The sequence below is a fragment of the Paenibacillus sp. 19GGS1-52 genome (assembly GCF_022369515.1).
GTDB lineage: Bacteria > Bacillota > Bacilli > Paenibacillales > Paenibacillaceae > Paenibacillus_AQ.
In genome coordinates, this window is record NZ_CP059724.1 from 4,823,764 (window position 1) to 4,847,079 (window position 23,316).

At 46.2% G+C, this 23,316-nt stretch carries 21 protein-coding genes; 9 read left to right on the plus strand and 12 right to left on the minus strand.

The genetic code is table 11. The features are described 5' to 3' along the window. Window positions 1-3 precede the first annotated feature (3 nt). From H1230_RS22550 to H1230_RS22570, 5 genes are all read right to left on the minus strand, one after another. On the minus strand, window positions 4-1,599 hold the full coding sequence (locus H1230_RS22550; RefSeq protein WP_239712112.1) for a response regulator transcription factor: 1,596 nt from the start codon (window positions 1,597-1,599) through the stop codon (window positions 4-6). Continuing rightward, window positions 1,592-3,421, minus strand: a complete 1,830-nt coding sequence (locus H1230_RS22555; RefSeq protein ID WP_239712113.1) for a sensor histidine kinase — start codon at window positions 3,419-3,421, stop codon at window positions 1,592-1,594. Before H1230_RS22555 ends, H1230_RS22550 begins: the two co-directional genes overlap by 8 nt. Window positions 3,422-3,618: 197 nt before the next feature. Next, window positions 3,619-4,983, minus strand: a complete 1,365-nt coding sequence (locus H1230_RS22560) for an ABC transporter substrate-binding protein (RefSeq protein ID WP_239712114.1) — start codon at window positions 4,981-4,983, stop codon at window positions 3,619-3,621. A 127-nt stretch (window positions 4,984-5,110) separates the two neighbouring features. Then, window positions 5,111-5,890 carry a carbohydrate ABC transporter permease gene (locus tag H1230_RS22565; protein WP_239717493.1) on the minus strand — a complete coding sequence of 260 codons (780 nt, stop codon included), beginning with the start codon at window positions 5,888-5,890 and terminating at the stop codon, window positions 5,111-5,113. Window positions 5,891-5,972: 82 nt separating this feature from the next. Further along, on the minus strand, window positions 5,973-6,899 hold the full coding sequence (locus H1230_RS22570) for a carbohydrate ABC transporter permease (RefSeq protein ID WP_239717495.1): 927 nt from the start codon (window positions 6,897-6,899) through the stop codon (window positions 5,973-5,975). A 251-nt stretch (window positions 6,900-7,150) separates the two neighbouring features. On the opposite strand from H1230_RS22570, the gene H1230_RS22575 reads away from it, so the two are divergent. The 6 genes from H1230_RS22575 (at window position 7,151) to H1230_RS22600 (ending at window position 13,001) form a co-directional block, all read left to right on the plus strand. Further along, window positions 7,151-7,915: a sugar isomerase domain-containing protein gene (locus tag H1230_RS22575; protein ID WP_239712115.1), complete on the plus strand. Its 765-nt coding sequence runs from the start codon at window positions 7,151-7,153 to the stop codon at window positions 7,913-7,915. Window positions 7,916-7,930: 15 nt separating this feature from the next. Next, the gene (locus tag H1230_RS22580) at window positions 7,931-9,730 is read left to right on the plus strand and encodes a family 20 glycosylhydrolase (RefSeq protein ID WP_239712116.1); all 1,800 of its coding nucleotides are present in this window, start codon (window positions 7,931-7,933) and stop codon (window positions 9,728-9,730) included. Between the two features lie 4 nt (window positions 9,731-9,734). Further along, window positions 9,735-10,214 (plus strand): GNAT family N-acetyltransferase, encoded by a 480-nt coding sequence (locus tag H1230_RS22585; RefSeq protein ID WP_239712117.1) that lies wholly within the window; start codon window positions 9,735-9,737, stop codon window positions 10,212-10,214. Between the two features lie 170 nt (window positions 10,215-10,384). Next, complete coding sequence (locus H1230_RS22590) at window positions 10,385-11,311, plus strand: MerR family transcriptional regulator (RefSeq protein WP_239712118.1); 927 nt, start codon at window positions 10,385-10,387, stop codon at window positions 11,309-11,311. 493 nt (window positions 11,312-11,804) lie between these two features. Then, window positions 11,805-12,098, plus strand: a complete 294-nt coding sequence (locus tag H1230_RS22595; protein ID WP_239712119.1) for a nuclear transport factor 2 family protein — start codon at window positions 11,805-11,807, stop codon at window positions 12,096-12,098. 27 nt (window positions 12,099-12,125) lie between these two features. Further along, entirely contained in the window at window positions 12,126-13,001 is an 876-nt protein-coding gene (locus H1230_RS22600; protein ID WP_239712120.1) for an NmrA family NAD(P)-binding protein, read from the plus strand. Window positions 13,002-13,068: 67 nt separating this feature from the next. Here H1230_RS22600 and H1230_RS22605 read toward each other — a convergent pair whose 3' ends face one another. Together H1230_RS22605 and H1230_RS22610 are read right to left on the minus strand one after the other, a co-directional pair. Further along, a complete protein-coding gene (locus tag H1230_RS22605) occupies window positions 13,069-13,671 on the minus strand; it encodes a TetR/AcrR family transcriptional regulator (protein ID WP_239712121.1) in 603 nt (200 codons plus the stop codon). Between the two features lie 280 nt (window positions 13,672-13,951). After that, window positions 13,952-14,332 carry a MerR family transcriptional regulator gene (locus H1230_RS22610; protein WP_239712122.1) on the minus strand — a complete coding sequence of 127 codons (381 nt, stop codon included), beginning with the start codon at window positions 14,330-14,332 and terminating at the stop codon, window positions 13,952-13,954. Between the two features lie 185 nt (window positions 14,333-14,517). Here H1230_RS22610 and H1230_RS22615 point away from each other — a divergent pair, with 185 nt between their 5' ends. After that, window positions 14,518-15,501: a zinc dependent phospholipase C family protein gene (locus H1230_RS22615; RefSeq protein WP_239712123.1), complete on the plus strand. Its 984-nt coding sequence runs from the start codon at window positions 14,518-14,520 to the stop codon at window positions 15,499-15,501. Window positions 15,502-15,607: 106 nt separating this feature from the next. Then, the gene (locus H1230_RS22620) at window positions 15,608-16,792 is read left to right on the plus strand and encodes a glycosyltransferase family 4 protein (RefSeq protein ID WP_239712124.1); all 1,185 of its coding nucleotides are present in this window, start codon (window positions 15,608-15,610) and stop codon (window positions 16,790-16,792) included. 110 nt (window positions 16,793-16,902) lie between these two features. On the opposite strand, the gene H1230_RS22625 is transcribed toward H1230_RS22620, so the two are convergent. The 3 genes from H1230_RS22625 to H1230_RS22635 all read right to left on the minus strand — a co-directional run bounded on the left by H1230_RS22625 (window position 16,903) and on the right by H1230_RS22635 (window position 18,619). Further along, window positions 16,903-17,082: a hypothetical protein gene (locus H1230_RS22625; RefSeq protein ID WP_239712125.1), complete on the minus strand. Its 180-nt coding sequence runs from the start codon at window positions 17,080-17,082 to the stop codon at window positions 16,903-16,905. A gap of 71 nt (window positions 17,083-17,153) precedes the next feature. After that, entirely contained in the window at window positions 17,154-18,077 is a 924-nt protein-coding gene (locus tag H1230_RS22630; RefSeq protein ID WP_239712126.1) for a hypothetical protein, read from the minus strand. 77 nt (window positions 18,078-18,154) lie between these two features. Then, window positions 18,155-18,619, minus strand: a complete 465-nt coding sequence (locus tag H1230_RS22635; RefSeq protein ID WP_239712127.1) for a DUF2798 domain-containing protein — start codon at window positions 18,617-18,619, stop codon at window positions 18,155-18,157. Between the two features lie 132 nt (window positions 18,620-18,751). Here H1230_RS22635 and H1230_RS22640 point away from each other — a divergent pair, with 132 nt between their 5' ends. Beyond that, entirely contained in the window at window positions 18,752-19,174 is a 423-nt protein-coding gene (locus H1230_RS22640; RefSeq protein WP_239712128.1) for a MarR family winged helix-turn-helix transcriptional regulator, read from the plus strand. Between the two features lie 110 nt (window positions 19,175-19,284). On the opposite strand, the gene H1230_RS22645 is transcribed toward H1230_RS22640, so the two are convergent. Together H1230_RS22645 and H1230_RS22650 are read right to left on the minus strand one after the other, a co-directional pair. Further along, window positions 19,285-21,000 carry an ice-binding family protein gene (locus H1230_RS22645; RefSeq protein ID WP_239712129.1) on the minus strand — a complete coding sequence of 572 codons (1,716 nt, stop codon included), beginning with the start codon at window positions 20,998-21,000 and terminating at the stop codon, window positions 19,285-19,287. A gap of 129 nt (window positions 21,001-21,129) precedes the next feature. Then, the gene (locus tag H1230_RS22650; protein WP_239712130.1) at window positions 21,130-23,103 is read right to left on the minus strand and encodes an FAD-dependent oxidoreductase; all 1,974 of its coding nucleotides are present in this window, start codon (window positions 23,101-23,103) and stop codon (window positions 21,130-21,132) included. Window positions 23,104-23,316: the final 213 nt, after the last annotated feature.

The following is a 23,316-nucleotide window of genomic DNA, read 5'->3' on the forward strand; positions in this document are numbered from 1 at the left end:
CCTTTATTCTCCCCGAAACTCACCGGGGGTAGAACCGGTATGGATTTTGAACAATTTAGTGAAATAGCTCTTGTTCTCATAGCCGAGTTGTTCGGCAACATACTCTACGCTTTTGGAGGACTGGTCAAGCAGTTCCTTGGCATGCTCCATCTTGGTATGAGTCACATAGTGGATAAAGCTCATCCCGGTTTCTTTTTTGAACAACCGGCTGAAATAACTGGAATTCAAATGAGTATATTCGGCAACTTCCTCCAGCGTAATCTTTTTATTCAGATGCCGATCTACGTAAAGCTTAACCTTCTTGATCTCTTCCCGGCGCGTTTGCTGGTAAATCTCACGGATAAAGGGCAGACGCTCCTGGAAAAAACGAACGGCCCAGCCTTCGAGTGTATGGATATGATCCATACTGGCAATGGTATCGTGCAGAATCTCCAGCGAGAAGGTAGACTGGAATTGCTGTCGGGCCTGTAGCCGCATCTGGTTGTCATACAGCAGCTTAAGTGTCCAATCCTTCACCAGCCGGGGTGTGAAGCGGTGCTCACGGACAAAGCGCATCCACTTCGCCAGAAGCTCATTCAAGCGATCTGCCGATTCTTCGAGAAACGCTTCGCGAATTTCCTGAGCAGCCTCCTGATAGTAAAGGAATAAATCCTCTTCTGTGAAAGGTTGCACCTGCAACAGATCGATAATATCACCTTCTTGCAGATAGAATGCATTCTCTGAGCCCAAGGCCAATAAATGGCCAATGCCCTCCCGGAATGATTCTATACCTGCAGGAATACGCGAATACTGAAAGGAGACGGTTCCCCCAGTTGACTGTTGAAGAGCGGCCTGAAGCTTTCCAAGCCTAGATACCTGTATTGAATCATTATCACATAGGTTGTCATAAGGAAATACAAGCACAACATCCCGTGGGCCATGCGGCAAGCATAATGCGCCACCACTAATCTGAAACACATCTGTGGTAGCTGCTTCAAGGAGCTGAAGTATGCTTAAATCCCCTTGTTTTCCATGCTCCTCCTCATACCCAACGATCCGGCAGAGCACAGCCATACTTCCGGTCTGCTCTGGAGCAAGGCCAAGCTCCTCCGCATCCCCCCTCCACTCCGTGTAGGGTATTTCTTTATTAGCGATACGCCGCAGCACGCTTAGCTTCAGCAGTGCTTTTTGATTCTCTGCCATCCCCTTCCATTTGAGTGTCTGCGCCACTTCTTCGTCCCTGCGCATCAAATCGTCGCTGATTCCCTGCAGCAGATTAACTATCATCTCCTTGCTGATGGTTTCCTTCAGAATATAGTCATTAACCATCAGTTTTACAGCCTGCTGCGCATAGGTGAAATCATCCATGCAGGATAATACGACCACCCGGGGGTCTCCATCCAGCTGTCTAAGCTCACGTATCAATTCAATTCCATCCATGTAAGGCATCCCGATATCTGTAATCACGATGTCCGGCATGCTTTCCTGCGCCTTCTCCAGCGCAATCCGTCCATTCTTGCAGGTGGAATGAGGAGTAAGTCCCAATTCATTCCAGGGAATCATCGCCGAGAGAAATTCCAGAACAGGATAATCATCATCTACCAGCATCACGCTATACATCGTCTCCACTCTCCCTTTCATAACCTTGACTCTGGATTTCATCCGGAAGTACAAACAGAAAAGTGGTGCCTCCTCCAGGAACACTGTCAATACTTACTTGAAAAGAGTTGCCATAGGTTAGATAAAGACGTTCATATACGTTGGAAAGCCCAATATGGGCAAGACGGCTATTTAACATCGACTCGTCAGCGGTATGCCCGGTTGAGGCAACTTCACTCCGAAGCCTTAGTAAGATTGCTTCATCCATCCCCTGACCATCATCTTCAATCTGAATCGATAACTGATGGTCCATATTCCAAGTCCGAATGCGGAGAGTGCCGCTCTCTTGATGCAGTCCATGAATATAAGCATTCTCAATGACTGGCTGCAGCAAAAATCGTGGAATAACAACTCCCAGACTTGTCGAAGTACATTCCGTTTCCAGCTTCACCTCATCAGCCTGACGGAAATTCAACAATTCTACATAGCTGCTGATAATATGCAGTTCATCATGCAATGTGGTATATTCATCGCGCTGCTGGATGGTCATGCGCAAGAGCTTGGATAAGGCGAACAATAGCTCCGCGTTCTCTTCGTCCCCCTTCATCATGATGCGCAGCCGGATCGAATTGAGAATATTGAATAGAAAATGCGGGTTAATCTGTGATTGCAGCATAGCCAGCTCCGCTTTACGCTTCTGTGTCTGCTCGACCTTGATCTGAATAATCATTTTTTCTACCCGATCCAGCATATGGTCAAAAGACTTGCCAAGTCGTCCGATTTCATCATAGCCGCGTATACCGGAACGAATGCCCAGCTCACCCTTTTCCACACGTGCTGCCACCATGTCGAGCCGAATCACTGGCTTCGTAAATTGGCGGACCAACGCTACTAGAATCAATAGAAAAAAAGCCCCCAGTACAATCTGAACGCCCGAACTCCAGCGACGCGTCGCGCTAATCTGTTTGACCGCTTCACGATAAGGCACTGTACTAACGATCCGGTAGCCTCCATAAGGAAGCTCAACGCTGCTGAGTAAATATTGTTCATCCTGATAGCTGATGAAGCCCGTATCCCCGCTAATCTCCAGTTCTCTCGACAACGTAAAGGGCTGTCCAAGCAGTGCTTTATCCTGTGAAGCCATAACCTTTCCGTCAGGACCGATTAACAAGGTCTGCTGCCCGCGCTGATCACCACTAAAGATCTGGCTGATCCGGCTTTCGGCAATACTGACAACTATATAGGCATAGGTCGTGTTTGAAGATAACTTCAGATTGCGGGCAATCGTTAATACCTGAGGACTGTTGCGCGTTTCCGCAGGGATATAATTATCCAGAACCCCTGCCCAGTACAGAACAAAAGCGGATTGCTCCCGCACCTTGTCCATCCAGGGCTCATGAAGCAGTGCATTGACGTCAAAGTCAGCATAGGAGTAATTCGTGAACGATTGCCCGTCCGAAGTCAGAACGGTGACATAGGTTTTTTCCATCATTGTGGTGACATTTTCGAGTTTCTTGGTAACTTCCTTGAACTCCAACAGACTGTTTACGGGATCGAACTGCTGCAGCTTGCTGCGCTGCCAATTCTCTTTCAGAATGAGATTAATGCCGGAATCAAATTGAATATAATTCGAGACGAGTACCATATTACTTAGAAGATTGGAGATATACATACTCTCCTGCTCCAGAGATCGGTGCTCGTTCTTGATGACCTGGGAGCGAAGAATATGCTCGGTATAGGAGTTTTCGATGTAAAGGGTAATAGAGGCGGGAACGAACAGACAGAGTAGAGATGCCACGAGAAGCTTATTACGAAAACCGAGTTTCCAGCGGTTTGGAAGCACCGGCATTCCTCCCTTCACCATCTTAAAGAGAAAGGGAGTTTTCCCCGTTTTTGCCGAGACGGCCGTATAGGACCTCTTGAAGGCTTGGCGGAGTCACTCCCCTAACTTCTGGGTCGTTGTCTCTATCATATCAGCTTTCCGTCTTGTAGAATATCCATTCGTCTCTTTATTCGACAAATTTTGCTATTATTTTTCCCTTACTTATTCGCATCCACAATTTTTTGAAGCCCCTGCTGTGCGTTCTTTATTGTTGTTTCCAAGTCCTGCTGCTTAAGAATGTACAATTCTGTTTCTTTAGTAAAAGCTTCTTCCAGTTCTCCTTGATAGGTTGGTGGAACACTCAGCGGTGCCGGAAGAGCGTTTTTGATTACAAAAGCCAGAGAATCAGCATCAATTTTATCTGGGCTAAGGGCCGTTTCTTTGACGCTGGCGATGAATTTATCTACATCCTGCTTCTTCCATGCGGAATATACATTTTGCATTTGTTCACCTTCTGTAGAATACCAGCGAATGAAATCGTATGCCTCCTGCTGATGTTTAGATTTATCCAGGATACCTACATAGTTGCCATTTGCAATACTGACACCCGACGGTTGTCCCGTCGCATTCGACGGCATCGGAGCGAAAGCGGTCGTAAACGTAGCCGGGAACTCCTCCGAACCGCCGGCTGATCCGATCATCCAGTTACCTGTAACAATCATCGCCGCATGTTGGGTGAAGTATTCTGAACGGTAGGCAAGTTTCTGGGAAATCGTATCGGCATAGGGTACAGCAATTTGATCCTGTTCAGCTTTCGAACGCAGCTCCAGCGATTGCCGGATTTCGGGACTATCAATATTCACTTTACCCTCATTAACCAGATTGTTGTTCTTCGCTTGGTTAATTAGTGCTAGTTCCCAATACATTGCCCAAGTGTGAAAATAGGTGCCATACGTCTTGGAAGGTCCTGATCCGCTGGTCAGCTTCTTCGCATAGTCGAGATATTCTTCCCAGGTCCATTCGGTTGGAACCGCTAATCCGGCCGCATCCAGCTTATCTTTATTTAAGAGGACAAAATAATTCTCCAGCGTATCGGGGAGCGCATAGATATTGCCATCTATAGTAGGATCTATCGAGTATTCGTCTGACAAAGTAATAGCTTCTTTAGCAATTAGATCATTCAGGGGAGTCATCAGGCCGAGGCCGGCACGCTGCGAGTAATCCGTTGCTCCAGGCATAAAGGCCACATCCAGATCTTCGCCGGAAGCGACAAGCAGATCCAGCTTCTTCATCCCCGCCACCGAATCACCGCTGTCAGAGAGTTCAACATACTCTAGTGTGACGTTCGGATGTTGTGCCTCATAGGCCTCCAGAATGGGTGTTATATCCGCCTCTGGTGACCAATGCGCCACCTTAATTGTAACGGGTTCTGCAGTAGCTGGAGATTCTTCAGTCGCCTCTGGTGCGCTACTAGCGCTGCTATTGGGGGAAGCATTATTGGTGTTAGCCGCCGAATTGCCACAGCCTGCCAAGACGACAAGGAGCACACTAATCAATACGAGCATAAACATATTCTTTTTCATTAATAACACCCCTTATAGTTGATATTCTCCCATGCTAAAGCTGCCGACCCTACAGTTCCCAATCCTCTCCTCATTATATACTTCAGCTTACCGGGCATTTGGACTACAGCATCTCTTCATCATCCCTTCACCCCCCCAAGGCAATTCCATCGATGACTTGCTTCTGACCAACAATAAATATAATCAGCAGCGGTACGATGGCGGACACAGAAGCGGCCATAATTAGTGAATAAAAGGCTCCGTTGCGATCTGCAAAGGCATTCATGCCAAGCTGTAATGTGAATAGGGATTTACTGTTCAGAAATACGAGCGGCGTCTGAAAGTCATTCCAGGTCCAGATGAACCGCAAAATGGCATAGGTCGCGATGGCTGGACGAACGAGCGGAAGCAGTATAGAGGTGAAGATCCTGATATGTCCTCCCCCATCAATCTGGGCGGATTCAATGTATTCATCAGAGAGTGAAGCGAAGAATTGTCGAAGTAAAAAGGTACCCAGTACACTGAATCCGCCGAGCAGGATTAAGCCCAGATGTGTATCATACAAGCCTGCTGAACGAAACATGATGAATAACGGCACCAAGGTCGCTTCCGAAGGAATCATGTACGTAGCTAGTACAATTGCGAACAGCGTATTACGGCCGCGAAAATGTATTTTGGTGAAGCCGTAGGCTGCCATGCTGGATACAACTACCGATAAAAGTGTAGTTAACATGGTTACTTTAATCGAGTTCCAGTAATAGAGCGCAAAGTTCGCTTTCCCGAACCAGACGGATTCGTAATTAAAGCCTGCTCTCCAGGTTCTGGGAATCCACTCGATTGGATATTTGAATACATCAGTCTCTGGCTTGAATGAAGCAGAGAGCATCCAGAGAAACGGTAGTAGAAACACGACGCCGAGCAGCGCCATGATTATCGTAATTATGGCTTTTACCCAATCGATTCGTCCAGTATTCACCCTTGTCCCTCCTAACAATGTTGTAAGCCTAGGTTTAGTAATTAACCCAAAACTTCTGGCTGATCCACTGTAACGCCGTAATGGCAAGCAAGCAGAGGAACAGGATCATGACCATGGATGAAGCATAGCCGGTCTGCAGATCGACAAAGGCTGTCTGGTACATATCGTAGACCACCACAGAAGTCGAATGAGCGGGGCCTCCGTCTGTCAGCACCTTAATCAGCGCAAAGGATTTGAAATTGCCGATAATACCAGTCACTAGTAGAAAAAAAGTAGTAGGTGTCAGCAAAGGTAAGGTAATCGAGCGAAATTGCGACCATTTGGTCGCGCCATCTAAGGTGGCTGCCTCATACAAATCGGCGGGGATATTCTTCAGCCCGGCGTTATAAATAATTAGGGATACACCAAGATCAATCCAGATCATGAGCAGCATAACTGACGGAAGGGCAAAGTTAGGATCTGCCAGCCATTTCGGAGGGTTGTCCATTCCGAGCGCTGAGAGAAACCCATTTACGGGTCCATAAGAAGGATGAAATAACACCTGCCATACAACAGCGACAGCCACTACACTAGAAATCTGCGGCATAAAATAGATGACTTTGAAAGCACCTGGCGCATATACATGATTCGAAATGACAACGGCCAGCAGCAACGCTATCACCATCCCGACCGGTACGGCCAACAGCATAATAAAGTTATTGCCGAGCGATTTTAGAAACACATCATCCTGAAACAAGGCGCGAAAGTTATCCAGACCGATGAATTTAATCTTATCGAACCCGGTCACAAAGGACCATTTGGTAAAGCTTAAAGTGAACGAGAAGATCATCGGAATTAAAGTGAAGATAATGACACCCAGCAGCATCGGGCCAACAAATAAATACCCCATTCTCATTTCTTTCCTTCTTCTTTTTCTGCTAGGCTTCGTAGCTTGAAGGGTCTTTGGAACAGCCAGCGTCATCTTCAAGGTTTCCGTCCCCCCCTTTGTGTTATGTTAACTCTCATTATAAGAAGCCTGTCTTGATTCCATAAGTCACATTTCTGACTCATTTTAGAAAAATTTTGACTATCTCATATAAAGGTAAAAAATGAAGCGATATTGCTCAAAATAGTTGATTTACAGTTAGGAGGGGCTTTGTTATCTTCTAAGCATGAACCGTTGCCCACTTCTATAGAGGAAAGCCGGTTACACATGAATTAGGAGGAATGACAGTGAACGCAAATTCTGACATCATGTCCGCTTATATGGATACTATCATTGAGCTCCTGAATGAGATCAAAAGCGAGCCGCGGGAACGTCTGCATCAGGTAGCCTCCCTATTGGCAGATCACATCGCGGAGGACAAACTTGTTTATCTATACGGTCCGGGTGGACATTCCAACATGAATGCTACCGAGGTATTCTTCCGCGCCGGCGGCCTGATGCATATCAGTGCCATATTAGATGAAGGCACAATGATCTCTAATGGAGCGCTGCGATCCATGGCTATTGAAAGAACTCCTGGTTACGGAACGATCGTCATTGAAGATAATAAATTAGGCCCAGGGGATATTCTGATCATTGCCAATGCCTATGGGATCAATACGGCTTGTATCGATGCGGCTGTAGAAGCTAAACGGAGAGGCGTTATAACCATCGCTGTGACCTCCGTTGGCCATGCTGAAGCTACGCCTAAAGACCATATTGCCCGCCATCCTTCCGCACAAAATCTATATGAAGTCTGCGACTATTATTTGGACAGCAAGGTGAAGCCCGGCGATGCTGCGCTGCAGATTGACGGTATTGAGCCGAAAATGGGCTCAACCTCCACCTTTGCCAATGCCTTTTTACTCAATTCTTTAATGATGACGACAGCAGCCTATTTAGGAGAAAAAGGAATTGAGGTTCCGGTATGGCGCAGCGGTAACGCACCGGGCGGAGATGAGTGGAACAACCGCTTCATTCAGCGCTTTAAAGGCCGGGTTCGCTGGTTGTAAGAAAGGGAGGCATCCATGAATATCAATCTAATTCCCCAGCCGCAGTATGTGCAAACCCGAGGAAGCGGGCTAATCACTGATATTTCCGTATGGCAAGTTGAACTGCAAACGCCTGTGGCTGATTCTCGCTTATCTTCGCTCTCCGCGTCGATCTTTGGCGGAGTAACGAAAACGGTTATTCCAGGTAGCATCTATGCGTTGGTCTCTACTGGACAGCCTATTAACCTGCGGATGGCCATGCGTGTGGAAGGTCGTAATGACGGTTATGTACTGATTCTAGAAAAAAGACATGTGGAGATTTATGCCTTGTCTGCCTCCGGACTGTTCTACGGATTGAAGACATTGGAGCAACTGCTTCGGAACCAGAGTGGCAGCACTTCCCCACTCACAATTATAGATTGGGCAGATCTGCGGCTGCGCAGTGATTATCTGGATCTGCGTACGGTCTATCCAACGTTTGAACTCATTCTCGAGTATGTGGCTGAATTGTCCAGCTACAAGATTAATACACTAGTCGTCGAATATGAGGATAAGCTGCCTTTTCGTAGGCTAGGCTTGCTGCGTCATCCCGAGTTCGCTTTTACGGAAGAAGAACATCGACTGCTTCTGCAGACAGCCTACGATAATTTCATCACCATTATCCCTAAGCAGCAGTCCTTCGGTCACCTGGAATACATTCTGAAGCATCCCGCCTACATCGGTTTGCGTGAAACCCCGGAGTCCGTAGCCGAACTGTGTCCGAACCGCCCGGGTTCCTTTGCGATGATGGCTGAAATTCTGGAGGAAGTGGCCTCACTACACCCGGACAGTGAATATCTTCACCTAGGCTGCGACGAAGTCTGGAGTCTCGGAACCTGCGAGGATTGCCGCCAATCGGGACTTACCCGTGAGGCCTCCTTCATTCGGTTCGTCAACCGTTTGGTCGAAACAACGATCAGTCTCGGCAAAAAGCCGATGATCTGGCATGATATGCTGATGCATGCCACAGTCGAAGAAATTGCTGCACTGGACAAACGCGTGCTTGTCATAGTGTGGATTTATGGTGGGCACCGGATGAAGGCAGATGCCCGGCAGATCCTCCATAAGCTGCAGGATGCCGGTATTGAGATTATGGGGGCCTCCTCCGTCCGCTGCTGGGACGATAACGGTGATCAGAACTATCCGGTCATTCACAACCGGATTAACAATATTCTAGATTGGGTTGAACTGGCCCAATCGGAGCAGCTCTATGGCATTATCAACACGAATTGGGCCTGTCCTTTTTCACTAGGCAGTCCGTATGGATTGTTTGAGACCTCGCGTTATCCGGCGTTTTTCGCTGCAGACCAAGGCTGGAATTTCCATGCAGATACCCATTCTTTTCTGGAACGATTCTTACGCCAGTTCCATGGCGTACCCATAGAGGAATTGCCGCCTGAAGAGTGGAATGATTATGTTGTAACCGATTATTATCAATTGATTCCGCAGCTTTTGCCCTCCATTACGCAGAACCGTCTGACCGCCGAGCTAATTGATGCCATGATTCAATTTGAAATTCCCGCACAGCGCCGTTCTCCGCTCCAGACCTTTCTGTTCCGTGGAGTGCTGTCGCCGGAAAGTGAGGAAGTTTTTACTTTTCTACGCGATAAGTACAAGAGCGGGTATGGGGATTTAATGAAGGCCAAACAGAATATGCAGACCGTGCTTGCAAAGCTGCTACCGCCGAGTATGGCCGAACTATTTATCATGTCCAGATTTTATCGACCAGAGTTGTTTGAAGCTAATTTGCGTGAAATTATTACAGACCTTGCCATTCTAGATACGGAAGCGGGGTAATATCATGCCTGACATGCTCGTCAAGCTGTACAATCTGCCAGAGAAACAGGAACTGCTAATTAAGCTGCAATCACAAGGTATTAGGATCAAACGCGCCATGACCGCGGATAAACACAGCATCGTTGAATTCGTGGGCACTCATTTCAGCGCAAATTGGCGTAATGAATGTGAATGTGCTTTTTCCCAATTGCCCGTTAACTGTTATATCGCTGTGAAAGACAAACAGATCATCGGCTTTGCTTGTCACGACGTTGTGGTTAAGAACTTTTTTGGGCCGACTGGTGTGCTCGAGGAATACCGCGGTCTTGGCATTGGCAAAGCGCTGCTGCTGGAATGTTTGTATACGATGCATGAGAATGGTTATGGCTATTGCATGATCGGTTGGGTGGAAGAGGCAATCTCCTTCTATGAGAAAACAGTCGGGGCCATCACCATCGCGAATTCATTCCCCGGTGCCTATCAAGATATGATTGGCTTGGATTAGCGAAGCAAACAATAACGATTTTACGGCAAATAGGGTGTCTCGATAGCCATGCAAATGGTCTGTTGAGATACCCTATCTCTATTTAACCCTACCTCTTGCAATTGACGTAACGTAAGGTGCTACAATAATTACATAAGGCGCCTTATTATACAATGAAATGGGAGTTGTCGATGAGTGGATTCGTAGCAATTGATAAGCTAGCTGCACAGTGTGGGCTGACGAGCCGGACGCTGCGTCACTGGGAAACAGAAGGATTGTTTAGAAGTCAGCGGGATGTTAATTCTGGTTGGCGGATTTATGATGAGAAGGCTAGGCTTGCCATTCAAGTTATCGCCTTCTTGCGAAGGTTCGAAATTGGGATCAAGGATATCAAACCCGTCCTGGCGGAGATGTCGTTTCAGTCGATGTATCAAGTGCTAATCCAACATTCTGAGGCTATTCTTGCGCAAAAATCCGCTTTTTCGTTGAAAGAGGGCGAAATACAGTCTCTTTTACACAATATCACCCCCCTCACCCATGAACCTATCACCAACACATTGTTAGCTCAGCTAAATGAAATATCGCTTCACCCCTTTGATTTAAATAACAGGGAGGTTTTATCCATGGCAGATACAAACACTCAACCTATTGCAAATCAAGTAAGAATCGTTACACTTCCAGTTATGAGACTTGCTTATAATGTTGCGGTAAGCTCCTCTCCCGAGGAGGAAGCTATAGAACCCATTGTTGAATGGCTAACCGTCAATAATCTGCTTGGAACTGCCCGTTTGTTAGGCGGCAATGTGCCACCGCTTCCCACAGCTAAGTGTAAGCCCTATGGTTATGGAATGTGTGCCTCTATTCCAGAGAATGTAGAAATTCCTGAGCACCTGAAGGAGATGCGGTTTGAGGGAGGACTGTATGCCATGATAGAAAGCAACGATGATATCTTTGGCTCGTGGCAGTCCCTTATGAGCTTATTAGAGAAAAGCCCTGAATATACAGCAGATCATGACTCCAGATTATGCTGGGAAGAGCATATCCGCAACGACCGTCCTGAAGGCAGCGGAAACCAGTATCTGTTGAATTTGCTGGAGCCAGTGCAAAAAAGGGGATAGCCGGAGCTCAAAGGCTGGACTGCATAACACATACGATGAAGGGCTGCTTATCCATGCAATCCATACTCATTCATTATTATCAGGACATGCGGTTGTTCTGCAAAGAAACTGGACTTAGTCCGCTACAAAACCGTAAAGGATTACGCTCATCCTAAAATCGGTGTGTATTCGAATAAAAAAGTACGTTCTATCCTAACTGCCTTCCTGTATCGTGAAAGATGAACCTTCACGAGACGGGGAGGTTTTTGATTACATCATAGAAAGGTCACAAGGATTACCACTACAAGGTGGGTTAACCCAAGAAGATTATAAACGCCAATCACGCCATTAATATTTAATTGAATAAGAGCTATATAATTTCCGATTAATGTTCGGACACATGAGCGCGAAGATATTTGACTAATTGGTCTGGAATGGATATAGTGGGTCTTATACCTTTCGACTTTTCTCTAAAGAAGTCTATTCCACCAAAGAAAGCGAGGCATCTGAATGAGTGATTTTTGAATTTCCCTATGTCCCAAATCCGTCCCCCCAACAATTAGAAGGCAAAGCTGCGCTACAGCAGCATCTTCAAATGTTGGATAAAATGCTTGTGATTACTTCTTTCACTACACCAATTGTTCATGTGTCAGCTAACTCTCCGGTGTTCTTTGCACAGTTCGAAGGAAGCGACATACTCCTTGCGGATGGTAAGCCCTATGAACAGCAATATATATCAGTCGTAGAGCTTAGGGACGGCAAGATTGTGCGGTATCAGGACTATTGGAATCCGTTAGCCATGATGTAATCCATTAATCATAGAGGAGCTGTTCTCATGTATACAGAACCATCAACTCGCATTCTGCTCACAGGGGGTCAAGGAAAAACTTCCTCCCGTATCGCACAACTGTTAATAAGCCAAGGATATTCTCTCCGAAGTGCAGGACGTAGCGCAACCAAGATGAATGAAGCACTGGCTGACCATATACTCTTTGACTGGTATGACGACTCCACCCACGAAACGGCTTTGCACAACATTAGCGCAATTTATCTCGTTGTCCCGACTGATATACATCCCGAAGAAGTCATGATTCCCTTTATTCGTAGAGCACTGGACGCTTCCATTCGCCGATTCGTTCTGCTGTCCAGCGCATCGGTATCAGAGCATGGACCGATTTTCGGCCCCGTACATCAGTACCTGCAAGAGCACGCGCCTGAATGGGCCGTGCTGCGTCCCTCTTATTTTATGCAAAATTTCACCGAAGGCGGACATGGGCATACCCTGCGTCAGCAAGGGCAAATCTTTACATCTACCGGTGACGGCAAAGTAGGCTTCGTGGATGCAGAAGATATTTCCGCGGTCGGCTATCATGCGCTGACCGACAAGACACCACACAACAGGGAGCATATTATAACCGGACCTCAATCACTTAGTTATGCTGAAGTAGCCGCTTTGATCCACAGGATAACCGGCTTAACCATACAGCATCTCTCCATTCCGGAAGAACAACTGGTGCAGGCGCTGACTGCTGCAGGTGTACCAGCACCCTATGCAGCTATGCTGGCGGAGTTGGATCACCGTATCCGCGTGGAAGGATCAGAAGACCAAGTTACAGACACTGTGCTGCGTATAACCGGACGAGAGCCACGTTCACTTGAGGATTTCATTCAGAACAATAGGACCTGGTTCCAGCCAATCCTTAGTTCATAAGCAACTATACAAAAGGGCTATCCCAACCGTCATCACAGATGACCAGTGGATAGCCCTTTCTATTGTACTAATAGGATTCCCCTTCACTCGACTTCATGATGGATAGCACAATCTGCATGATGCTGACCAGTTTCTGTTCATCCATTCCCAGCTTCGCCGCAAATACCAAGGCTATACGCTCATGCGCCAGAAACCGGGACAGGTCTCTTATATTCACTTCCTGGCTTAGTTCACCCTGTTCCATCCCGATTTCCAGCATCGTATAAAAGGCCTGCTCCACCTGTTCGGTATTCGCATGCATATAGGCGGCTAACTCCTCATCGTGAGTCGCCTGCTCAATTGCACTGCTGATGATGAAACACTCTCGGCGCAAGTCAGGATCTGCGAGTACCCTGATCATCGTGGTGAACGCCTGCTCTACTTTGTCAGTGACCGTTCCTGGCTGATCCATCAATTCCTGCAAGTCGCAATTTTTTCGATCCATATAGTATTTTACTGCCGTAAGGAATAAATCACGCTTAGTGCCGTATGTGTCATATATACTCTGGCGGGCAATACCCAGCCCGGTTATTAAGTCCGGAAGCTTGGCGCCTTCATAACCCCGGCTCCCAAAGACACTCATAGCTTTATGCAATACTTCATTCGTATCAAATGCTTTTGTTCTTGCCACCCTCAGCGCCCCTTTTTATATTTATCATAGGACAAATAACGGAGAGCTGCAACGACAGTAGAAATTTAGCTCAAGCTGTTCGGCTTTTTGATAAATAAAGACAATCCGACATTAATTACCGCTAACAATAAACCGATCTTAAATACCAGGGATGATCCCGCTGCTGTAGCTTTTGTCAGATCATTCGCAACTGTTGCTAAGTAACTGCTCTGTTTGGCTGATAGAATCGAGATCATGACTGAAATACCAATAGCACCAGCTACTTGTTGAACGGTTTGAGTTAAGGCAATCCCATCTGGTTCTCTTTTTCGAGCAAGTCATAGGTAGATAGCTTGTGGTTCACCGCATCAAAAGCTCTGTCCAGCTCCACTTGCCTTCTTGTAAGCTCCAGCTTGTGTGCTTCCAAGATAGCTTTTCTCTGCGGTATCGTCGATTCACCTTGAAGCGCCAGATCCACAATTTGTTTCAAGGCGGTGACCGTCATCCCAGTCATTCGAAAACAGGTTATCAGGTTTATCCAGTCCAAATCACGTTGTTCAAAGATACGGTTCCGGTGCTGATCCCTTTGTATAAAAGGCAACAGCCCTTCTTTCTCATAGTAACGTATGGTATGAGCAGCAAGCCCCAAGCGCTCTGAAGCTTCTTTTATCGAAAAACCCAATATTCTCACCTCCCGGCGATTTGTGAACTATGTTTATACCTACGAGTTTTATATCTCTTCAGTATACAGTTTAAAGTACACTTCAAGGCAAGCATTACTATTTTTCAAATCACAAAAATTTATTTTCTCTTAACATCTATCCCCTATACTGAGATTATATATGAGCAATTGGGAGGAGATTATTAATGCCTAACATATGGATGCATATTGAATACGGACAGCAGCTGGCTGACGAGTTCCGCGACCGCCTACCCTTCTTGGCCGGACTGAAGAACCACGGGAACTTATACCGCTTAGGCTGTCAAGGACCGGATTTCTTACTGTACCATAGCTTCCTTCCCTGGAGAACGGACACTGGGGCAACCCGATTGGGCGATCATATGCACAGCCGCAACTGTGGACCGGTATTGATCGAATTCTGGCAAAGAATCCGTGAGCTTGCTCCTGCAGATTTGCCGGAAGCTCAGCTGTATTTCTTAGGCTTTCTGACTCATCATTTGCTGGACCGGAATCTTCATCCTTATGTGAATTGGAAGGCAGGCTATAAGCAGCGGAATCATGGGCGGTTCGAAATTGCCCTTGATACGGTATTTATGAAACGGGCGAAGCAAGTGAATACCTGGCAGATGCCAGCCTGGAAAGAAATAGACGTGGGTTCCGGGCTTCCTTACCCGATCCATACTATTCTGCACGAAACCGCGTTAAATTGGTATCCAGAGATTATGACTTATCTTCCAGCTGAAAGCTGGCATGAGGCTTACCTTGACTTGGTGCTGGCTCATAAATGCCTATATGATCCAAGAGGCTGGAAGAAAGCAATCGTGTGGGGACAGGCGCGTAGTCTTTTTTATCAAAAGCTTTCTCCCGCCGAAGAGCAACTGGATTATCTGAACGAAAAACATTCGCAGTGGAGACATTCGGCGCTGTACTCTGAAGCCCGAACGGAAAGTGTTCCAGAGCTGTGGGAGCAGGCGCTTGCGGAAGGAAGGGTCGTCCTGCAAGCCTTAGCCGATTGGCTGGCTTGCACCATCCCCGCAGAAGCTGCCCGGAGGCTGGATGCTTTCAAGCTAGTGCTAGGTGACCGTTCCTATGACACAGGTAAAGAATGCAGCAGTAACTTGTTGAATTTGTATGCCGAGCCAATCTGGGAAACAAACACCGTCAGCTAGAGTGATACAATCCAATACAAGCTCTTCAATATTTAACATCCGGTTGACCCCCAACGAATAGTCGCCTGTTATGGTTAGGGTAACACGAACATTGGGAGGGGTCGCCTTGCGTCTTGCCTTATTTACGGATACTTTTCTTCCGCAAACGAACGGTGTTGCCCGCACACTTTACCGCTTGACCGAACATTTGAACCACCGTGGCATCGAGCATCTGCTGTTCACACCGAAATCAGCCCCGGAGGACAGCTATGCCGACCCGGTTCGACCCATTGCCAGCATCCCCTTTTTTCTGTATCCCGAATGCAGGCTTGCCCTGCCGAGTATGACGTCCATCCAGAACGAACTCAAAATCTTTAAGCCCGACTTGCTTCATCTGGCAACTCCTTTTAATATTGGCCTATCCGGTCTGCGTTACGCCCATAATCATAATCTCCCTCATGTTGTTTCCTACCACACCCATTTCGACCGTTACCTTGAATATTACCGAATGAAAAGATTGCTCCCCCTCTATTGGAAATTTATGAAATGGTTCCATAGTTCCTGCGATGCTACTCTAGCACCATCACATGAAACGCTCGATTCACTGCGACTGCAAGGCTTTAGCCGGCTGAAGCTATGGTCCAGAGGGATCGACTGCCATCTTTATTCGCCGCAGAAGCGCAGCCTTGAGGTGCGGGCGCGTTATGGAATTACTGCCCCTCTGCTGTTGCTGTATGTAGGACGGATTGCCCCGGAAAAAGACATTTCCACTCTTGCACTCACTATGCAAAAGCTGCCTGAATCCATGCAATCTCAGGTTCACTGGCTAATTGTCGGTGATGGCCCCCTTCTGCCAGAACTGCGTGCCCAAGCACCAAGCAATGTTACCTTCACTGGTTACAAGCATGGCGAAGAGCTTGCAGAGCTCTATGCCTCGGCAGATCTATTCGTCTTTCCATCCAGTACCGAAACGTTCGGCAATGTTGTCCTCGAGGCGATGGCCTCTGGTCTGCCTGTCCTTGCCGCGGACGCAGGTGGAGTAAGAGATCTGGTTGTGCCGGGTGACTCCGGTATCATGGTTGAACCCCGAAGTCCGGAAGCCTTGGTTCATGCCATCTGCACATGGGGCAATCAGCCTGTTCAGCTGGCAGCTATGGGACATGAGGGTCGCCGGCTGGCGCTAGGCCGCTCTTGGGCGAGTATTTTTGACAGGCTTATTGAAGATTATGAAGAAGTGATTGAAGACAGACATACAGCTGCGGCTAGTACGACCTTTATCGTGAACAGTAGATCTAGCACAGTGCATCACTAAATATTTGCAAATGGAGAAGGATCAAAAAAACAAAACAAGCCAGTCTCCAATAACTCGGAGACTGGCTTATTTGTTAGCTATTAAAGCTTCGAAGTGCAAGAATTATGAATCTAAGGAGTCTGCGGATAGATCTCGGGCAGGGGTTCCGACGGTTTAACTTCCGGTTGGATATCAGGCTGGATCTCGGGCGGAATATTAGGTGGCTGTGACTCCGGGATCACATCTGGCCTAACTTCAGGAACGACTGTTGGAGGAACCTCAGGCGGTAAATCCTTGTTCATAGTAGACACCTCCTCTCCCTATATTTTAACCTGCCACAGAAAAAGTAAACATCCGATGGATTTACGGTGTCCAGCATTCATTACAGCCGGTTAAAGGCTCTTAGAAAAAGCATGTTTCCGATGATCAGTTCTGTTGTCCACCAATATTCACTAATAGCAAATTCCTTATCAAAAGCATTCCACTTCCATGTTAAATCCCATACGCCATCAGCATTTCTTGTAGTCAGTAGGTAATCAAGTTCTTCAGTGACCAGTGCCTTATTCTCTTCATAGAGTGAGCTATCTGGGGATTTGATAAATGTTGAAGGTCGACAACTGTACCCATGCCAATCCTGTGAGTCACGTTGAATCAATTGAGTGATCTGCTCGTTCACGTCTTCCTGCACTCTGGTGAACATAAAGTGATCCTGCAAGTTCGCTTTCTCAATAGAATTTATCATGGCCACCAAACACTTCAGCGGGTGCATTTCAAGCTTGGAGTTATGTAGAAATAATTCGATCAGTTCTTCTGCAACGCCCATTCCTAGTTTATAGAGCCCGCTGTCTCTTTCGGCAAATTCCAGGATAAAACCTACTATAGTAGCTGTTGGATTATATTCACTGCGGCTAGTACTTGAAGAATCTGTATGCCACCAAGGCGCGTGTGGATAATCATTATTTGATGCTACTGTATTATTCCATCTTCTCTCCGCAAATTCAGCGCCACTATCCAAGTAATTTAGAATCCCCTGCACAATAAGATGATGTTTATCGCTAAATTTAATTTCGCACAGTTTCTCTATGGCTGTAGTCGTCTGAATGGGCGTAGAGTTTGGGTTCCATGAATCTGCCTCCAGAGCATGACCAAAACCACCGTCCTCATTCTGATAGGATGACAAGACTTCTACTATATCCATCTGGCTGCCCTTCTCAAAATGATATTTCCATCTCGCAAAGTCTATGGGGCGTGCATTACGATACACTAGCTTACTTATTCTCTCAAAATCCGCCTTTGATAAATTCACCCTTTATCCCTCCAGCAGCAATGTTTAGTCCTCATAGCCATTAAAGCATATAGAATGAGCCTAAGACTAGCTTGATTTCAGGCAGGTACCGCAGCAGGTATAAGCTTGATAAAAATGAACCGTGTGAGCGGCCCAACCAGAATCAGCTGCAGCGGCAACGCACAGATGAAGTTTTTGCCCAGTGCAGACAGATAGGCCATTGGCAATTCTGCTGTAAAGCCTACATGGAGCACCGCACCGTAGAAGGACATCAACACCACCATGCCCATAACCATAAAAGAGGATATAAGCAGAATCTTTTTGATCATCGGATCAGCTGCTTTGGTCAGTTTACTAGCGATCCCCTTGGCAACTTTACCGACAACGAACACATCCAAGATTAGAGCAACGATAAATGCGGGCAGGTAGCCGATGATCACATGCTGTATCCATGTCCCAGACCATCCTTCGAGTAGAATCACATTATAAATACACATTCCCAAAACCATTAAAGCACACATAATCAGCGTAAAAATAAATCGTTCTCTTTTGTTTCTCCCCATGTCCTTACTCCTTATATTCTCTATTGTCCACTTGGTTTACAATATCATGCACCCTTTTTAAAGTCAACCAAGTTGACAATATCGTCGAATGATTTATACTATGTAAAATGCCTTATATGCGGGAGTGTATAGATGAATATGAATTTACAGGAAATGAACCTGATTGATTTACTTAGCGAAAAACATCTGGCTTTACGAAAAAAAGTGACCCAGATGGACCCGGATAATATTAATAAAACAGAGTCCCATATTCTCGCGGTTCTTGAAGTCCATTCCATGCTCTCCATCTCGGAAATAAGCAGAATTATTAATATCTCGCGCCAGGGAACACATAAAAGTATTCAGGGCCTCTTATCACGAGGTTATGTAGAAGCTGTAGAGGTTGCCGGGAATCAGCGCGATAAACATATCGTCCTAACTCCCAAGGGAATAGAGTCCAATCGAGAGAGGCTAGTTATCAAAAAGCAATTAGAGCAGCAAATCATCAATAAGCTGGGGAATACGAATGTAGAGCTCATTAAAGCTCTTTTAAAAGAGGATTGGCTGGAGAATTAGTGAGCACAGACCCATACTCTTCCCTCACCCCGAACAAAAAAGACCCGTAAGAGGTGCCTTTTCGCAAAGGCTCCTTATCTACGGGTCTTTTTTTTCGTTCGATACAAAACTTAGTTAAGAGGTTTAGTAACTGTACTATGATCCAAGGTGACTGCAGTCTGTGCCAACAGTCGGCCATTGATCGAGGCACGAGTAGCCAAAGTGATATTGGTCATGCTTAGTACGTTGCCCTCAAGATGTGCGTCCGTTCCAAGTGCAACAGTAGATGCTGACTGCCAAAAGATATTTTTGGCTTGTACACCACCAGTCAGGATAACATGGGTGCCACTCGCTTGGTTCAAACCTCCAGCGATCTGGAAAATGAATACACTATTCGCATCACCATGAAGCGTAACATCCGAATTGATCAAAACGTTGTTGCTCCACTTATAAACCCCTGCTGTAAGTGTTTTTCCGCTAAGGTCCCCATTATACAGTTCGCTATAATTGATCGCTCTTCCGGCGGCATCGGTAAATGCGGTCTGCATGTCGTTTACCGCGGTAGTAAGATCAGTAGAAGTTGGAGTTGTATAATTAGCAGCGTATATCTTTCCAGTAACTTGAGCAGATGTTGAGAATTGATTAGTAGCATCTGCTATCAGAGAAAATCCAGTAATAGCCGTATCCACAATTGGACTAACACCTATGTCTCCAGTTATTGCGGAATCGGGTACTGTAGAGATACCAGTCTTAGACAAGATCACAAAATTCCCAGCCATACCCAGCTCTACCGGATCAGGTACTAATGTAGGTATTGCACTTATAACATTGGAATAGGAACTTACCAGACCTGTGTTAGCGGCTGTTATTTTGAAATAATACACGGTCCCATTCGTTAAGCCAACCACATCATAAGTAGCTGTTGTTACTACACCCGGAGTGCTAATTAATTGATAGGTTATAGCATCCATTGATTGATACACATTATAATATGTAGCTGCTGTAACAGAGTCCCACGCTAAATTAAGATGTGAATCTTCTGCTGTCGCTACAAGATTGATGGGTGCGGCAAGTGTAGGTAACGGTGTGGGCGTAGGGTAGATGGTCCCTGTTCCGTTTCCCGATGTTGCCGTTGGTGATGCTGTTGCGGTTGGAGTTGGAGTAGCAGTTGCCGATGGATCAAGTGTACCAGCTGGCGCAGTTGCAGTCGGTGATGCTGATCCCCCTAAGAAGGCCATACTACGATCGAGCACCACTACTGCTTCTGCACGGGTGATTGAATTCGTTGGTTTAAAGCTATGGTCCGCTGCATACCCATTCAGTATATTACTGGTTGCTGCCGCATTAACCGCCCCTTTAGCCCAGGTAGCAATTAGGCCTGCATCTTGAAATGACGCTTCGGAGCTAGCCGTTGTTGGTAGACCTAGCAACCTAGCAATGATCACAGCAACTTCCTGTCTGCTGATCGGTTTACTCACCCCAATGGTTCCATTCTCATAACCTGTTATATATCCTGCTTTAACAGCTTTGGCAACTTCAACATACGCCCAGTTTCCTAGAGCTACATCACTGAATGAAATCGCTGCTTCTGTACTAAAGCCAAAAGAACGGTTGATCAAAGCCATAAATTCCGCTCTGGTTATTGTATTGTTCGGTTTAAAGCTGCCGTCCTCATACCCTTTAATGAAACCTTTGTCTATCCATTTACTGATTTGACTCTCCGCCCAATGCCCCTTTATATCTGCTTTTGATGGAGCAGTAGCAGCAAAGGCAGAACTCAGTGACAGCAACAACATACTTACGATTAAAAATGATGATAAAAGCCTTCGAAATGATTGGTTCTTCATATTTTTCCCCCTGATGATTTTGCCTTTTCAGCTATGGAGACAATAGACCTACATAAAAACGCAGAAAATTGTAGGCAAAATGTATTGTTCTTCAATCATCATATAACCTAATTAGGGACTTTTGAACCTTTATTGGACTTTCTTTAATGCACTGCTGGAGGCATCTTCACCGCCAAGACGCCCTGATGTGAAGGAATAGCCAATGCCAACCCCATTTCCAACATAAGTATCATTGAATAACACACCCTCAGATTCGAGACCTACTGCATATAGACCAGTAATCGGTACGCGCTTGTCATTAAGCACCTGGAATTTGGTATTGACTAACAATCCACCGACAGATCCCAAGTTATTGATCTCCGCAATAATTGCATAATAGGGGCCTTCAGTGCCCATAGGAATCAGATAATCCGCTGCTTTACCGAATTCAGTATCTACACCTGTTTTGGTCGCTTCCTGATATTTATCAAAGGTTTCCTTGAAAATCTCAGGATCCATACCGGCATTTTTGGCTAATTCCTCAATCGTATTCCCCTTGTATCCGTCACCGTTTTTAACCATTGCATCAAATACTTGGTCTGCATTGCTCCAAGGATTCTCCAAGGTAAATTGATCTGCAAATTCAGCATAGAATTCTGGAGGCATTCCCGGAAGACTTGGGGCCTTCACTCCACTCATCCCTTTAGCCATCAATGAATTGAGTTGTGATTTAGATACAATAACTAAATGATAGGCACCGTTAAAGGCACTGGTATTAGCCGCTGCAACCGATTCCAGCGTTGCTGCTTCATCTCTAAATCTTGCTCCGGAGGAACCTACATTCATGAAATTCGGTAGATAAGACAGCATAAGCGGATAACTTGCTTCGAACGGTTTATACTTTGTTTTCAAGTTTTTTGTGGCTCTGACTAAAGTTTGGTGCAGCATTTGTCCGCCAAAATTGTCCGGGACCTTCGCTCCAGCTTCCCAGGACATTTTTAAGCCTTCTCCTACATTTTGGCCCAATCCTCCATTGATCCCTTCGAAACCGAAACTCTCTTTAACCATTTCCGCATTAGCCGCATAACCGCCTGTTGCCATAACAATGCTCTTTGCTGTGATTTCCAGCGTAGTGCCGTCCAGTTTCTCGGCCGACACACCGGTAACATCCCCAGCTTCGTTCTTGATCAGCTTTTTGGCAGTAGTTTCAGTAATAACCTGACCACCGTTTTTTTCAACAGATTCAGCCAGCATTTTTCGCAATGTGACTTCACGAGTTTCATAGGCTGGCAGTACGTGCAATTGCTCTCCAGCAAAGTTGAGGAAGCTTGTAATATAGCCTTTTTTAGTAAGCCAGTCGTAGGTTTCTCCCGATTTGGTGACATATTGCCGTATTGCCGCTGCGTCTACTCGCCAGTGATTATTGACAATCCAATCCGAAATTTCTTTCTCGACATTTACTTTCACTCCATTTTCGGTAGCCGTGGAAGAATTATAGAACTTCCCGGCCCACGATAAATTACTCGCCCCACCAATAGTGGCTGTCTTCTCGATGATGATCACTTTCGCACCTTTATCAGCCGCGGTAACGGCTGCGGACACACCGGAGGCTCCAGCACCCACTACGACAACGTCGGCTTCCAGCTTTTCCGTCTTTCCCTCGCCAGCTTTCTTAACACCGCCTGCCTTTAAGGCTGCCACATCGCCGCCTCCTTGCTTAACAGCGGTTTCAACAGCTTCCATCATGGCCGTACTGGTAAGACTTGCACCACTGACTGCGTCAATAGCTAAGGTTTGCCCATCCAATATTTGCTTCTTAATTTGTTCAAGCGCAGCACCACCGATACCGCTGGTTTCCTGGCTGACAATCTTAATATCGCTAATCTCATGTTCACCCAGAGTCACTTCAACCTTGATAACCCCTTCTTTACCTTGGGCTTCGCCAGTGTATGTACCTGCTGTAAAAGACAAGGCCTCGGCTGCCGGTGAATCTGTCGGTGCTGATGTTTCTGCTGTAGTGCTATTGCCATTATTATTACCGTTACATCCACTCAGCATCGCTACCAGCAACAACATACAAATAGAGAACATGAGCATTTTGTTGGCATTATTCTTCTTACGCATTCTTTTTATTCCCCCTGTTTATAATATAGCTATAACCTGTTGATTACGTGAACATTTTCACAATATTCATCGCTCTCCCACAACATAAATAAATAGGCTATACGCTGCAGTATAAACATTGGTGCAACACCAATGTCAATGCACAAATGTTGGCCTGTACCGAGTTACAGCGAACAAAAAAACATCTGCTCCTCCAATGAGGAATGAACAGAT

Bases quoted from the DNA above. Each gene is read 5' to 3' on its own strand.
- H1230_RS22550 (WP_239712112.1), bottom strand. From the start codon at position 1,599: ATGTATAGCGTGATGCTGGTAGATGATGATTATCCTGTTCTGGAATTT.
- H1230_RS22560 (WP_239712114.1), bottom strand. From the start codon at position 4,983: ATGAAAAAGAATATGTTTATGCTCGTATTGATTAGTGTGCTCCTTGTC.
- H1230_RS22565 (WP_239717493.1), bottom strand. From the start codon at position 5,890: ATGGCGCTGCTCGGCGTCGTGTTTCTACTACCGTTTCTCTGGATGCTC.
- H1230_RS22570 (WP_239717495.1), bottom strand. From the start codon at position 6,899: ATGACGCTGGCTGTTCCAAAGACCCTTCAAGCTACGAAGCCTAGCAGA.
- H1230_RS22580 (WP_239712116.1), top strand. From the start codon at position 7,931: ATGAATATCAATCTAATTCCCCAGCCGCAGTATGTGCAAACCCGAGGA.
- H1230_RS22585 (WP_239712117.1), top strand. From the start codon at position 9,735: ATGCCTGACATGCTCGTCAAGCTGTACAATCTGCCAGAGAAACAGGAA.
- H1230_RS22590 (WP_239712118.1), top strand. From the start codon at position 10,385: ATGAGTGGATTCGTAGCAATTGATAAGCTAGCTGCACAGTGTGGGCTG.
- H1230_RS22600 (WP_239712120.1), top strand. From the start codon at position 12,126: ATGTATACAGAACCATCAACTCGCATTCTGCTCACAGGGGGTCAAGGA.
- H1230_RS22615 (WP_239712123.1), top strand. From the start codon at position 14,518: ATGCCTAACATATGGATGCATATTGAATACGGACAGCAGCTGGCTGAC.
- H1230_RS22635 (WP_239712127.1), bottom strand. From the start codon at position 18,619: ATGGGGAGAAACAAAAGAGAACGATTTATTTTTACGCTGATTATGTGT.
- H1230_RS22640 (WP_239712128.1), top strand. From the start codon at position 18,752: ATGAATATGAATTTACAGGAAATGAACCTGATTGATTTACTTAGCGAA.
- H1230_RS22645 (WP_239712129.1), bottom strand. From the start codon at position 21,000: ATGAAGAACCAATCATTTCGAAGGCTTTTATCATCATTTTTAATCGTA.
- H1230_RS22650 (WP_239712130.1), bottom strand. From the start codon at position 23,103: ATGCGTAAGAAGAATAATGCCAACAAAATGCTCATGTTCTCTATTTGT.